We start from the raw sequence: 13,042 nt of genomic DNA on the forward strand, positions 1-13,042 counted from the left end.
CTCTGAGGCGCCTATTCGTTCGTCTGGCCGGATGCCGCCCGCAGGGCGGGGAGCAGCGTGTCCAGACAAGCCGCCAGCGTGGCCACCGCTTCGGCGGGAGGTTGTCCTTGCCTGAGGGCTGCTTCCAGTGTGGCCGCCTGTCGGGACAGGGCCTCCAGCCCCAGGTTGGCGGCGGTGCCTTTCAGTCCGTGCATTTGCCGCGCCAGATTGTCGATATCGCCTGTGGCCAGCGCGCTGGCGGTTTCGGCAGGCAGGTTGGCATACTGGGCCGCGAACTCGCCGAGCAGTTCGGCCAGCATGGCGCGGTCACCGCCCAGCAGGGCCAGCACCGGCTCGAAGTTGACACCAGGGAGCGTATCCAGATCCCCGGTGGTGGCTGGGGGGGGCGTCGGGTCGGAATGCGACATGGGATGATCTCCGTCTGGAGGATGGCCGAGTGCCGTTGACTGGGTTGTCTGTGGTGTTGCGGCGCCACTGGTGGTCTCGGACCGGCGGGTCAGTGGCGCACGCCGGGAGCGAACGGCCTTACTTGACCCGGATGAGTTCCTTGCCTTCGCTGTCGAAATGGCAGATGCCGCCGACAAAATAGCCGCATTCGGGCGATTGCTCGACCTTGGCGCCTTCGGCGCCGAGCGTGATCTTCAGTGAGCAGTGGCGGGCCTCGCCCTCGATCTGCCGGCGCAGGGTGATCTCGTTGTCGCCGGTGGACTTGGCGTCGCCGCTGACCTCGGCGGAGCAGGGCTTGCGGTCGGCCTCGGCCGGGCCGTTCGGTTCGAAGTCGACATCCATGCTGGCGTTGATGTCGTCACCGAGACGGGTGATCTTCAGGTGCTGCACATGGTTGCCGTCACGCCGCACGTAATGCTCCGTGCCGGCGAGCGCGGCACTGGAAACCCACAGGGCAAGGGTAGCTAACAGGATTTTCTTCATGGTGGACCTCATGAGTGGGTGGGGTAGGCCCGGCTGTTCGGCCGGGCGCCGGGCCTAGTCGCGCAGCAGTTCGTTGATGCCGACCTTGCCGCGGGTCTTTTCGTCGACCTGCTTGATGATGACCGCGCAGTAGAGGCTGTGGCTGCCGTCCTTGGCCGGCAGGTTGCCGGAGACCACCACCGACCCCGCGGGGATGCGGCCATAGGTGATCTCGCCGGTCATGCGGTTGTAGATCTTGGTGCTCTGGCCGATGTAGACGCCCATGGAAATCACCGAACCTTCCTCGACCACCACGCCTTCGACCACCTCCGAGCGGGCGCCGATGAAGCAGTTGTCCTCGATGATGGTGGGGCCGGCCTGCAAGGGTTCCAGCACGCCGCCGATGCCGACGCCGCCGGACAGGTGGACGTTCTTGCCGATCTGGGCGCAGGAACCGACCGTGGCCCAGGTGTCGACCATGGTGCCGGCGTCGACATAGGCGCCGATGTTGACGAAGGACGGCATCAGCACCACGCCGGGCGCGACGTAGGCCCCGCGACGCACGGCGGCGGGCGGCACCACGCGCACGCCGCCGGCGGCGAACTGTTCGGGCGAGTAGCTGCCGAACTTGGGCTCGACCTTGTCGAAATACTTGGCCTCGCCACCGTCCATCACGCGGTTGTCGGTGACCCGGAAGGACAGCAGCACGGCCTTCTTCAGCCACTGGTTGACCACCCACCGGCCGTCCTTCTTCTCGGCCACGCGGGCCTGGCCGCTGTCGAGCAGGCGCAGGGATTCCAGAATGGCCTCGCGGACCTCGGCGGAGACGTTGGCGGGATTGATGCTGGCGCGATCGTCGAACGCGGTGTTGATGATGTTTTCGAGTGACATGCGCTTGTGGTTGTGCGGATTTAGGATTGAAGGAAGTCGCGGATGCGTTCGGCGGCGTCCACGCAGGCATCCAGCGGGGCGACCAGCGCCATGCGGACATGGCCGCGGCCGGGATTGATGCCGAACTGGTCGCGCGACAGGTAGCTGCCGGGCAGCACGGTCACATTCGTTTGTGCGTACAGTTCGCGGGCAAAGTCCTGGTCGTCGGCCGGGGTGCGGGGCCAGAGATAGAAACCGGCCGCTGGGACCGTGAACGCCAGCACACCGGCGAGAATGGTCTGAACGGCCGCGAACTTCTCGCGGTACAGCGCCCGGTTGGCGACGACGTGCGCCTCGTCGCGCCAGGCCGCCAGGCTGGCCTGCTGCACCGGCAGCGAGAGCGCGCAACCGTGGTAGGTCCGGTAGCGCAGGAAGCGGGCGAGGATATCCGCATCGCCGGCCACGAAACCGGAACGCAAGCCCGGCGCATTGGACCGCTTGGACAGGCTGTGGAAGACGACGCAGCGACGGAAGGTCGTGTTGCCCATGGCCCAGGCGGTTTGCAGCAGGCCCGGCGGCGGTTGGGCTTCGTCGTTGTAGAGCTCGGAATAGCACTCGTCGGACGCGATGGCGAAGTCGTGGCGCTCCGCCAGCTCGATCAACTGCCGCTGCCGGTCGGCAGGCATGACCGCGCCGCTGGGATTGCCGGGCGAGCAGATGTAGATAAGCTGGCAACGACGCCAGATATCCTCGGGCACGCTGTCGATATCCGGCAGGTAGCCGGCTTCGGCCGTGGTGTTGAGGAAATAGGGCTGGGCGCCCGCCAGCAGGGCCGCACCCTCGTAGATCTGGTAGAACGGGTTCGGCATCAGCACCAGGGGGTTCCGGCCGGGATCGACCACCGCCTGGGCGAAGGCGAACAGCGCTTCGCGGGTGCCATTGCAGGGCAGCACCTGACGGCCGGGATCGACGCTGCCGGCGGGCAGGTGGAACCGCCGTTCCAGCCAGGCGGCGATGCCTTCCCGCAATGCGGGCAATCCCTGGGTGGCGGGGTAACGGGTCAGCTCGGCCAGATGTTCGCTCAGGGTGGCCCCGATGAAGGCCGGTGTCGGATGTTGCGGTTCGCCGATCGAGAGTGCGATCGGCGAGCGGTCAGGTGGCGGTGCAACACCCTGTTTCAAGCGGGCCAGCTTCTCGAAGGGATAGGGCTGGAGCGTATCGAGCAGGGGGTTCATCGCGGGTGGGTCGATTCCGGTAGCCTTCGGGCAAGCCGGGCATTATAGGGGAATGGCGTAACGGGGCAAAATCGATGCCGCCCGCGCCACGGCGCCGGCAGGAGCGGGGGGGGTCCGCCGGTTCGTCCCGTGGCCGCGGGATGCCGGGCACGGGTCTCAGGCCTGCCCCAGACGCGACAGCAGGAAGGGAATGACCTCCTCGACGGCGATTTCGAGCGCTTCCGCATCGCGGCGGCCCTTGTATTCGGCGCGGCCCGCCTCCAGCAGGCGTTCGCTCAGGACGATCCGGTGCGGGATGCCGACCAGTTCCATGTCGGCGAACATCACGCCCGGCCGCGCCTTGCGGTCGTCGAACAGCACGTCGATACCGGCGGCGCGCATGGTTTCGTAGAGATGTTCCGCGGTCGCCTGGAGTTTCTCCGAGGTCTGCATGTTGATCGGTGTCAGCGCCACCTGGAACGGCGCCAGCGCCTCCGGCCAGATGATGCCGCGCGCATCGTGGTTCTGTTCGATGGCCGCCGCGACCACGCGCGACACGCCGATGCCGTAGCAGCCCATGGTCAGCACCTGACTGCGCCCCTCCTCGTTCAGCACCGTGGCCTGCATCGCCTCGCTGTACTTGGTGCCGAGCTGGAAGATGTGGCCGACCTCGATGCCGCGCGCGATGCGCAGATGGCCCTTGCCATCCGGACTGGGGTCACCCTCGACTGCCAGGCGCAGATCGGCGACATCGGGCCGGGGCAGGTCGCGCTCCCAGTTGACGCCGGTCAGGTGCCGGCCGTCGCTGTTGGCGCCGCAGACGAAGTTGACCAGCGCCGCCGCGCTGCGGTCGGCGACCAGCGTGGCCTTGAGGTCGATCGGGCCGACCGAGCCCGGCGCGCAGCCGGCGGCGGCGCGGACCTCCTCGTCGCTGGCGAACTGGAGCGGCGTGGCCACGGCCGGGTGCTTGGTCGCCTTGATCGGATTCAGCTCGTGATCGCCGCGCAGCAGCAGGGCGACGACGCCTCCGTCCGTCCCCCGCACCAGCAGGGTCTTGAGGATGCGGCTGGGGTCCACCCTGAGGAAGGCGCTGACCTCCTCGATGCTGTGCTGGCCGGGCGTGTCGGCCGTGGCGAGAACCTGCGGCTCCTCGGCGGGTACGCCGAGAGCGGCGGCCTCGGCCATTTCGATGTTGGCGGCGTAGTCACTCTGGTCGGAGAAGGCGATGGCGTCCTCGCCGGAATCGGCCAGCACATGGAATTCGTGCGAGAGGCTGCCGCCGATGGCGCCGGTGTCGGCCAGCACGGCGCGGAATTCCAGTCCCAGCCGCTCGAAGATACGGCTGTAGGCGGCGTACATGACCTCGTAGGTTTCATGAAGGGATTCCTGGGTCATATGGAAGGAGTAGGCATCCTTCATCAGGAACTCGCGGGCCCGCATCACGCCGAAGCGTGGGCGGATTTCGTCGCGGAACTTGCTCTGGATCTGATAGTAGTTGACCGGGACCTGCTTGTAGCTCTTGATTTCGTTCCGCACCAGATCGGTGATGATTTCCTCGTGGGTGGGGCCGAGGCAGAAGTCGCGCTGATGGCGATCCCGGAACCGGCACAGCTCCGGTCCGAACACCTCCCAGCGGCCCGAGTCCTGCCACAGTTCCGCCGGTTGCACGGCGGGCATCAGCACTTCCAGGGCGCCGGCACGCTCCATCTCCTCGCGTACCACCGTCTCCACCTTGCGCAGCACCCTGAGACCCAGCGGCAGCCAGCTGTAGAGACCGGCCGCCAGCTTGCGGATCAGGCCGGCGCGGATCATCAGCTGATGGCTGATGATCTCGGCATCAGCCGGGGTTTCCTTGACGGTGTTGAGCGGGAATCGGCTGGTGCGCATATGGGCAGAGGGGGCGGGGTCGAAAAGATGGCCATTGTAGCCGGTTTGCCTGGCCTGCGGGGCTCCCGGGGACTGCCCACCCGGAGCGGGTGGAGGCGCCTGCCATCCGTCTGGCCGGGATGCCGCGCGCGTGTATGATAGCTACCCATGTGGATACAGAAGACGTTGACCCTGAAGCCGCGGCCACGCGGGTTCCATCTGGTGACCCAGGAGCTGCTCGGGCAGTTGCCGGAACTCGGCCGGGTTCGCGTCGGTTTGGCGCATTTCTTCATCCAGCACACCTCCGCGTCGCTGACGCTCAACGAGAATGCCGATCCCGATGTCCGCCGCGATCTGGAGGCGCATCTGCGGCAGCTGGCACCGGATGCCGCGGCGCACTATGTGCATGTCCTGGAGGGCCCGGACGATATGCCCGCTCATATCAAGGCCAGCCTGATGGGGGCCAGCGTCAGCGTGCCGATCACTGACGGGCGCCTGGGCATGGGCATCTGGCAGGGCATCTATCTCGGCGAGCATCGCAACCATGGCGGTCCGCGCCAGGTGGTCGCGACGCTCCAGGGCGAGGGTCGTGAGGCCTGAGTCCGTCGGTATCGCCGTTTGCAACTCCCGCAACCTTCGGAGCCACCATGAACAAGCGCCTGTCCATATTGCTGCTGGGGCTGGTCGCCCCCGTATTCGCTGCCCCACCGGCCCCTGTCGAGATGACGGTCTACCGCAGCCCCACCTGCGGTTGCTGTGGCAAGTGGGTGGCGCACATGCGGCAGAACGGTTTCGCCGTGCAGGACATCCAGACCGAGGCCATGGACGACATCAAGCGGCGATACGGTGTCCCGACGACGCTGCAATCCTGTCACACCGCCCTGGTGGGCGGCTATGTGGTGGAGGGGCATGTGCCCGCCGCGGATGTCAGGGCACTGCTCGACGGCCGGCCGGCGGTGGTCGGCCTCAGTGTCCCGGGGATGCCGGCCGGCACGCCGGGCATGGAGATGGGCGCGCGCAAGGACCCCTACGCGGTGGTGCAGTTCGACCGCAGCGGCCAGGCAAGCGTCTTTCGCGATCACCCCGCTCCCTAGCGAGGCGGGCGGGGGGGCTTCGTCCGATGGTGTCCGTTCACGTTCAGGAGAATCCAGCATGCTGCTAGCCGGCGACGTGGGTGGCACCAAGACCATCCTGGCCCAGTACGAAAAGACGACCGACGGTCTCGAGCGGGTGCGCGAGCGGCTGTTCCCCAGTGCCGACTATGCCTCGCTGGACGAGGTCGTCGCCGAGTTCCTCAGCGATCAGAGTGTTCCCCTGGAGGCTGCCTGTTTTGGCGTGGCCGGCCCGGTATTCGACGGTGCCTCGCGCATCACCAATCTGCCGTGGCTGATCGAGGAGCGCTCCCTGACGGTCACGACCGGCGTCCAGCGGGTCAAGCTCCTCAACGACCTGCAGGCGATGTCGCTGGGGCTGCTGCGGCTGGGTCCGGAAGAGTGGCTGGAGCTGAATCCGAATGCCGAGCCGGCCACCGGCAACCGTGCCGTGCTGGCTGCCGGCACCGGTCTTGGCGAGGCCATCCTTTACTGGGACGGCATGAACTATCACCCCATTGCCACCGAGGGGGGGCACAGCGATTTTGCGCCCAATGACGAACTGGAGGATGGCCTGCTGGCCTATCTGCGCCGGCAGTTCGGCGGCCATGTCAGTTGCGAGCGCATTCTCTCGGGCGCCGGCATCGCGCAGGTCTATGCCTATCTGCGCGAGATCGGTCACGAACCTGAATCCCCGGCGCTGGCCCGGGCGCTGGCGACGAGCGATGATCCGGCACGGGAGATCAGCCAGCATGCGCAGGCCTGCCAGGATCCCCTGGCCCGCGCGGCCCTGCATCGTTTCGCCAGGATCTATGGCGCCGAGGCCGGCAATCTGGCCCTCAAGAGTCTGGCCCGCGGCGGGGTGCTGATCGGGGGCGGTATCGCGCCCAAGATTCTCAACGCCCTGGTGGAGAACCATGCCTTCATGGAGGGATTTTGCGCCAAGGGGCGCTTCGCCGATTTCCTCCGCCATATCCCCGTGCGCGTGGCGCTCAATCCCAACACCGCGCTGCTCGGCGCGGCGGACTATGCGGCGCGCTGTCTCCTGTAAGGGGCCCCGCCGGGCGGATGGCCCGGCATGAGCGGTCGGGAAACGGCGCTGGCCACCGAGCGCGAGCGACTGGTCGAGGAGATTCAGGCCGAGATTCGTGCCACCGCCGCCCAGACCGGCATCGAGCGACTGGGGACACGGGTGCTCGATGCCTTGCGGCGGGTGCCGAGGCACCGCTTCGTGGCCGCCGGGCTGGAATCCGTGGCCTATGTCAATGCGCCCCTGTCGATCGGGCATGGACAGACGGTCTCGCAGCCCTACATCGTTGCCCTGATGACCGCCCTGGCCGGGCTGGAAAGCGGCGCCCGGGTGCTGGAGATCGGTACCGGGTCCGGCTACCAGGCTGCCGTGCTGGCCGAGATCGCCTGCGAGGTCTACTCCATCGAGCGGGTGGAGGACCTTGCCGAGACGGCGCCCGGCGCCTCGGGGCGCTCGGCTATGCGAACGTGCAGGTCCGCTGCGGCGACGGTTTCGCCGGTTGGCCCGAGCAGGCGCCTTTCGACGCCATTCTGGTGACGGCCGCCACCGACGCCCCACCACCACCCCTGCTGGCGCAGCTCAGGCCGGGCGGCCGACTGGTGATTCCCCTCGGCCAGGCCGGCGATGGCCAGGAATTGACGGTGGTCACCCGCGAGCCGGGTGGCGGTTTCGCCAGCCGGAGTGCTCTGGCGGTCCGGTTCGTGCCTTTCGTGCGGGATGCCTCGGCCTGATCCGATGGCCCTCCGAAAGGGGAGGTGTGGCGGGCGGTCGGCGCAATTTCGCTATAATCGGCGGCTTTCTCCTCCTTCTCGCCTACCGGAGCGGCCTGCGTGACGCTACAACAACGCGATGTTTCCACCTTCCAGGGGTTGATCCTGGCGCTGCAGGACTACTGGGCAGCGCAGGGCTGCGTGATTCTGCAACCGCTGGATCTCGAAGTCGGCGCCGGCACCTTCCACCCTGCCACCTTTCTGCGGTCCATCGGGCCGGAGCCATGGAACACGGCCTATGTGCAGCCCTCGCGTCGTCCGACCGACGGCCGCTATGGCGAAAATCCCAACCGTCTGCAGCATTATTACCAGTTCCAAGTGATCATGAAGCCTTCGCCGGCGGACTTCCAGGAACTGTACCTGGGGTCGCTGCAATATCTGGGCTTCGATCTCGGCGAACATGACATCCGCTTCGTCGAGGACAACTGGGAATCGCCGACCCTGGGCGCCTGGGGGCTGGGCTGGGAGGTCTGGCTGAACGGCATGGAGGTGACGCAGTTCACCTACTTCCAGCAGGTGGGAGGGCTCGATTGCCGGCCGGTAAGCGGCGAGATCACCTATGGTCTCGAACGCATCGCCATGTACTTGCAGGCCAGGGAGAGCGTGTTCGACCTGATCTGGGCGCGCGGCCCGCAGGGCGCGGTGACCTATGGCGACGTCTATCATCAGAACGAGGTGGAAATGTCGGCCTTCAACTTCGAGCATGCCGATACCGCCTTCCTGTTCAACGCCTTCGATGCCTACGAGCAGGATTGCCGACGCCTGATCGAGCTGGATCTGCCGTTGCCGGCCTACGAGATGGTACTGAAGGCTTCCCACGCCTTCAATCTGCTGGATGCGCGCAAGGCCATTTCGGTCACCGAGCGCCAGCGCTTCATCCTGCGCGTCCGCGAGCTGGCCAAGGCGGTGGCCGAGGCCTATTACCAGCGTCGCGAGCGTCTGGGGTTCCCGATGCTGAACCGGGGAGGCAAGGCCCATGGCTGAGGTCCGCGACCTGTTGTTCGAGCTCGGTACCGAGGAGTTGCCGCCCAAATCCCTGTTGACCCTGAGCCGTGCCCTGCAAGCGCAGGTCGAGGCCGGGCTGGGCAAGGCCGGTCTGACGTTTGCCGGCATCGAGTCCTATGCCACGCCGCGCCGCCTGGCCCTGATCGTCCGGTGCCTGGATGTTGCGCAGCCGGATCAGGAAATCGAGCGGCGCGGCCCGGCGGCGCAGGCGGCGTATCAGCCGGACGGCTCGCCGTCCAGGGCGCTGGAAGGCTTCCTGCGCAGTTGCAACGCCACCGCCGAGCAACTCATCACCCTGGAAACCGACAAGGGCGCCTGGGTGGCGGTGCGACAGACCGTCAAGGGGATGCGCACGGCCGAGAGGGTGCCGGACATCCTGCGCCAGGCGCTGGCCGGCTTGCCCATCGCCAAGCGCATGCGCTGGGGCGACGGCACGGCTGAGTTCGTGCGACCGGTGCACTGGGTCGTGCTGCTGTTCGGTGACGAGGTGATCGAGGCGGACATCCTCGGCATCCCGACCGGCCGGACCAGCCGTGGCCATCGTTTCCATGGCCAGGGATCGATCACCCTGGCGTCGCCGGCCGACTATGCCGCCACACTCGAACGCGATGGCCGGGTGCTGGCCGATTTCGCGACGCGCCAGCGCAAGGTCCGGGCCCTCGCCGAGGCGGCGGCAGCCAGCGTCAATGGCCGGGCCGTCATCGATGATGACCTGCTGGATGAGGTGACGGCGCTGGTCGAGTGGCCGGTTCCCGTGCTCGGCGGCATCGAGGCGCGCTATCTGGAACTGCCGGCCGAGGTGCTCATCACCACCATCCAGAACAACCAGAAGTATTTCCCGGTCAAGGACGCCCAGGGCCGCCTGCTGCCGTATTTCATCACCTTCAGCAATCTGGACAGCACCCGGCCTGATACGGTGCGCGAGGGCAACGAGCGCGTGGTGCGGCCACGCCTCGCGGATGCTGAGTTCTTCTGGAATCTGGACCGCAGGCGCACCCTGGAAAGCCGCGTCGAGGAGCTGGGCCAGGTGACCTTCCAGAAGACCCTGGGGTCGCTGCTCGACAAGAATGAGCGTGTCCGTCACTTGGCGCAGATCATTGCCGAGCGGCTCGGTTTCGACGGCGCGGCCGCCGATCGCGCGGCCAGGCTGGCCAAGGCCGATCTGCTGACCGCCATGGTCGGCGAATTTCCCGAACTGCAGGGCATCATGGGCCGCTACTACGCACTGGCGGAGGGCGAGCCCGTGGCGATCGCGATGGCGATCGAGGAGCAATATCTGCCCAGGGTCTCGGGCGGGGCACTGCCTGAAACCGATACCGGCCGGGTGCTGGCGCTGGCCGAGAAGCTCGATACGCTCGCCGGCATCTTCAGTGCCGGTCTGATCCCGACCGGCGACAAGGATCCCTATGCCCTGCGGCGTGCCGCCCTCGGCGCGATCCGCATCATCATCGAGTCCGGTTTGGAACTGGATGTGCCGGAACTGCTCGATGCCGCGCTGGGGCAATTCCGGCACGCGTTCGATGCCGGCAAGACCCGTGAACTGGTGCATAACTTCATGCTCGAGCGCCTGCGCGGCTACTGTCTGGACCGCGGTTACCGGCCGGACGAGTTCGAGGCGGTGCTTGCCGTTTGGCCGGCCAGCCTGGTCGACTTCGAGCGCCGTCTTGGTGCCGTGCGGGCATTCCGGCATCTGCCGGAGGCCGAGAGTCTCGCCGCCGCCAACAAGCGTATCCGCAACATCCTGCGTAAGGCCGGGGAGGCGGTGGTCGCCAATGTCGATGACGCCGGGCTGAGCGAACCCGCCGAGAAGGCACTGCTCGAGGCGGTGCGCGATGCACGGGAAAGCACCCTGCCGATGCTGCAACAGGGCGACTATACGGCTGCCCTGCGCCGGCTGGCGCAGCTGCGCGCGTGCGTGGATGGTTTCTTTGATACCGTCATGGTCATGGCCGAGGATGACGCCCTGCGCCGCAACCGGCTGGGATTGCTGGCAATCGTCGAGGGGCTGTTCCTCGACATTGCCGACATTTCCAGGTTGCAGGGCTGATGGTTCTGTCTGGCTGACGACATGCGCTTCGTCATCCTGGACCGCGACGGGGTCATCAACGAGGATTCCGACGCCTTCATCAAGGCGCCGGAGGAATGGGTGCCCATCCCCGGTAGCCTCGAGGCCATCGAGTTGCTGACGCTGAGGGGCTACCGGATCGTTGTGCTGACCAATCAGTCAGGCATCGCCCGTGGCTATTTCGACGAGGCGATGCTGGAGCGCATCCATGCACGCATGCTGGCGGCGGTCGAGGCGCGTGGCGGCCGGATCGAGGCCATTTTTCATTGCCCGCATGGCCCCGAGGATTTCTGCGCCTGCCGCAAGCCGCGGCCGGGGCTCTTCCAGCAGTTTGCCGAGCGCTTTGGTGTCGAGCTGACCGGCATCCCGGCGGTTGGCGATTCCTTCCGCGACCTCGAGGCCGCCCGTGCGGTCGGGGCGGCGCCGATCCTGGTCGAGACCGGCAAGGGCGAGAGGACGCTGGCACGCTACCCCGATCTCGACCTGCCGATCTGTTCCAATCTCTACGAAGCCGCCCAGTACATTCTTCACCATGGTTAACCCGCTGGTTGTCCTGCGTTCCGCCGTCTACCTCACGGGACAGGTGCTGTCGACCCTGATTCTCGGACCGGTCATGCTGCTGCTGTCGCCCTGGCCTTTCGCAACCCGCTATGCGGCGGCCAATCGCTGGGTGCGCTGGAACCTGTGGCTGTTGCGCACGGTGTGCGGCCTGAGCTACCGCGTCACCGGCGCCGAGCATATTCCGGCGGAGGGCAGCGGCCTGATACTTTGCAAGCACCAGTCCGCTTTTGAGACCCTCGCGTTGCAGGTCATCTTTCCGCCGGTGGTGTTCATTCTCAAGCAGGAATTACTGCGTATTCCGGTCTGGGGCTGGGCAATGGCGACCCTGGAACCTATTGCCATCGATCGGCAGGCCAGATCGGTCGCGCTCAAGCAGATCCTCCGGGATGGCGTGAAGCGGATCGCGACCGGACGCTGGGTCGTACTGTTCCCGGAAGGTACCCGGGTCGCGCCCGGTCAGCGCGGCAGGTTCGGTTCCAGTGGCGGCTTGCTGGCCCAGCGCGCGCGTTGCCCGGTGATTCCGGTCGCCCACAACGCCGGAGAGTTCTGGGGCAGGAACGGGTTCCTCAAGTATCCCGGTGTCATCGAATTCCGGGTGGGGCCGGCGATCCACGGCGCCGACTTGACCGCGACTGAGATCAATGCCGCAGCAGAGTCCTGGATCGAGTCGGAAATGGCCAGGATCTCCGGACAGGGACCTCGTTTCCCGGGCCGGGACGATGGCATTCCGGTGGGTCGATAGCCCATTCCCCATGGCCATGACAACCCAGCCAAATACTCGGAAATTAGGGCCATCATCGAATTCTGATGATTCTCAATTGCCTGATTTTCCTATGGAAATCGCGGGTCCCGGTCAGGGGGGCAGGCGTCAGGGAAAAAAGCTGGACACCCCTCGTTTTTTGATTAGACTTGGCTGCTGTCCCGGCCGGATGAGCGCAAAGGCTGACCCGGGCTGGAGAATGAAGAGGAGGAGATGCCCTGAGGGGCCATAACAATAACAACGGCACTGGCCATGGTCGCGATGCTGTCTGCTTGGGACCATTCTGGATAACAACAATAAAAAACGCCTGCGATAGCAGGCTTTTTTTTGCCTGCCGACGCCAGGCAAAAAAAAGCGACCACGAGGGTCGCCGAAGGAGGAGAACTGCCGAAAATACGTAGTGACTGAGTCGAGCGTGTCGTCGGTGTTCCGTTGAGGTTGGATATAAGTTTCACACGGAAGTGACCGCAGTTCTAATCAGGAATGCTTATGATACGGATAGGCGTTGCTTAATGGAATTCTGCTAGGGCGCGGCTGGCCGGGGCGGAGTTCGACTTTCACGGGGCGCCAAATTATCATAACCGGACCTTGCAGGGCCTGGTGGCCCCACCGTCTGTCCGAGTCTCCATGGAACCCTCGCTTTCCGAACTGTTGCTGCCCGGTCTCAAGCTGATGCTGGTCGGCATGGGTATCGTTTTCCTGTTTCTCTCGCTGCTGGTCTGGGTCATCGGCGCCACGGCCCGGCTGGTCAAGTCTAGCGATCAGGCTCAGCCGGTTGCCCAGCGCGTTCCGGCAGGCGCCGAGGCTGACGAGGCCGAGCGGGTTGCGGTGATCGCGGCCGCGCTCCGGTTGTCCCGTGGTTTGCGGAGACATTGAGCGTCCCGACCCGCCCTGCCCAACA

General features: G+C 66.1%; 13 protein-coding genes and 1 pseudogene. 9 read left to right on the forward strand and 5 right to left on the reverse strand.

All coding sequences use genetic code 11. The features are described from left to right. Positions 1–11: 11 nt before the first annotated feature. The 5 genes from ACH5N8_RS03295 to ACH5N8_RS03315 form a co-directional block, all read right to left on the reverse strand. Entirely contained in the window at positions 12–407 is a 396-nt protein-coding gene (locus tag ACH5N8_RS03295; RefSeq protein ID WP_483282484.1) for an Hpt domain-containing protein, read from the reverse strand. 118 nt (positions 408–525) lie between these two features. Continuing rightward, positions 526–930 (reverse strand): hypothetical protein, encoded by a 405-nt coding sequence (locus ACH5N8_RS03300; RefSeq protein ID WP_483282485.1) that lies wholly within the window; start codon positions 928–930, stop codon positions 526–528. A 54-nt stretch (positions 931–984) separates the two neighbouring features. After that, the gene (gene dapD, locus ACH5N8_RS03305; RefSeq protein ID WP_483282486.1) at positions 985–1,800 is read right to left on the reverse strand and encodes a 2,3,4,5-tetrahydropyridine-2,6-dicarboxylate N-succinyltransferase; all 816 of its coding nucleotides are present in this window, start codon (positions 1,798–1,800) and stop codon (positions 985–987) included. A 20-nt stretch (positions 1,801–1,820) separates the two neighbouring features. Then, positions 1,821–3,014, reverse strand: a complete 1,194-nt coding sequence (dapC, locus tag ACH5N8_RS03310) for a succinyldiaminopimelate transaminase (RefSeq protein ID WP_483282487.1) — start codon at positions 3,012–3,014, stop codon at positions 1,821–1,823. 156 nt (positions 3,015–3,170) lie between these two features. Then, positions 3,171–4,880: a proline--tRNA ligase gene (locus tag ACH5N8_RS03315; protein WP_483282488.1), complete on the reverse strand. Its 1,710-nt coding sequence runs from the start codon at positions 4,878–4,880 to the stop codon at positions 3,171–3,173. Between the two features lie 147 nt (positions 4,881–5,027). Here ACH5N8_RS03315 and ACH5N8_RS03320 point away from each other — a divergent pair, with 147 nt between their 5' ends. The 9 genes and pseudogenes from ACH5N8_RS03320 (at position 5,028) to ACH5N8_RS03360 (ending at position 13,017) form a co-directional block, all read left to right on the forward strand. Further along, the gene (locus ACH5N8_RS03320) at positions 5,028–5,459 is read left to right on the forward strand and encodes a secondary thiamine-phosphate synthase enzyme YjbQ (protein WP_483282489.1); all 432 of its coding nucleotides are present in this window, start codon (positions 5,028–5,030) and stop codon (positions 5,457–5,459) included. Positions 5,460–5,506: 47 nt separating this feature from the next. Then, positions 5,507–5,953 (forward strand): DUF411 domain-containing protein, encoded by a 447-nt coding sequence (locus tag ACH5N8_RS03325; protein WP_483282490.1) that lies wholly within the window; start codon positions 5,507–5,509, stop codon positions 5,951–5,953. Positions 5,954–6,011: 58 nt separating this feature from the next. Then, positions 6,012–7,001, forward strand: coding sequence for a glucokinase (gene glk / locus ACH5N8_RS03330; RefSeq protein ID WP_460028015.1), 990 nt, complete (start codon positions 6,012–6,014; stop codon positions 6,999–7,001). 27 nt (positions 7,002–7,028) lie between these two features. Next, positions 7,029–7,711, forward strand: a pseudogene (locus tag ACH5N8_RS03335) (protein-L-isoaspartate(D-aspartate) O-methyltransferase). Between the two features lie 99 nt (positions 7,712–7,810). After that, the gene (glyQ, locus tag ACH5N8_RS03340; RefSeq protein ID WP_460028017.1) at positions 7,811–8,734 is read left to right on the forward strand and encodes a glycine--tRNA ligase subunit alpha; all 924 of its coding nucleotides are present in this window, start codon (positions 7,811–7,813) and stop codon (positions 8,732–8,734) included. Beyond that, positions 8,727–10,802: a glycine--tRNA ligase subunit beta gene (gene glyS, locus ACH5N8_RS03345; protein WP_483282491.1), complete on the forward strand. Its 2,076-nt coding sequence runs from the start codon at positions 8,727–8,729 to the stop codon at positions 10,800–10,802. Before glyQ ends, glyS begins: the two co-directional genes overlap by 8 nt. 21 nt (positions 10,803–10,823) lie before the next feature. Then, positions 10,824–11,360 carry a D-glycero-beta-D-manno-heptose 1,7-bisphosphate 7-phosphatase gene (gene gmhB / locus ACH5N8_RS03350; protein WP_460028019.1) on the forward strand — a complete coding sequence of 179 codons (537 nt, stop codon included), beginning with the start codon at positions 10,824–10,826 and terminating at the stop codon, positions 11,358–11,360. Next, positions 11,353–12,123 (forward strand): lysophospholipid acyltransferase family protein, encoded by a 771-nt coding sequence (locus ACH5N8_RS03355; RefSeq protein WP_460028020.1) that lies wholly within the window; start codon positions 11,353–11,355, stop codon positions 12,121–12,123. Before gmhB ends, ACH5N8_RS03355 begins: the two co-directional genes overlap by 8 nt. 645 nt (positions 12,124–12,768) lie before the next feature. Next, entirely contained in the window at positions 12,769–13,017 is a 249-nt protein-coding gene (locus ACH5N8_RS03360) for an OadG family protein (RefSeq protein WP_460028021.1), read from the forward strand. Positions 13,018–13,042 lie beyond the last annotated feature (25 nt).

It is taken from the genome of Methyloparacoccus sp. NF-16, from assembly GCF_056880625.1.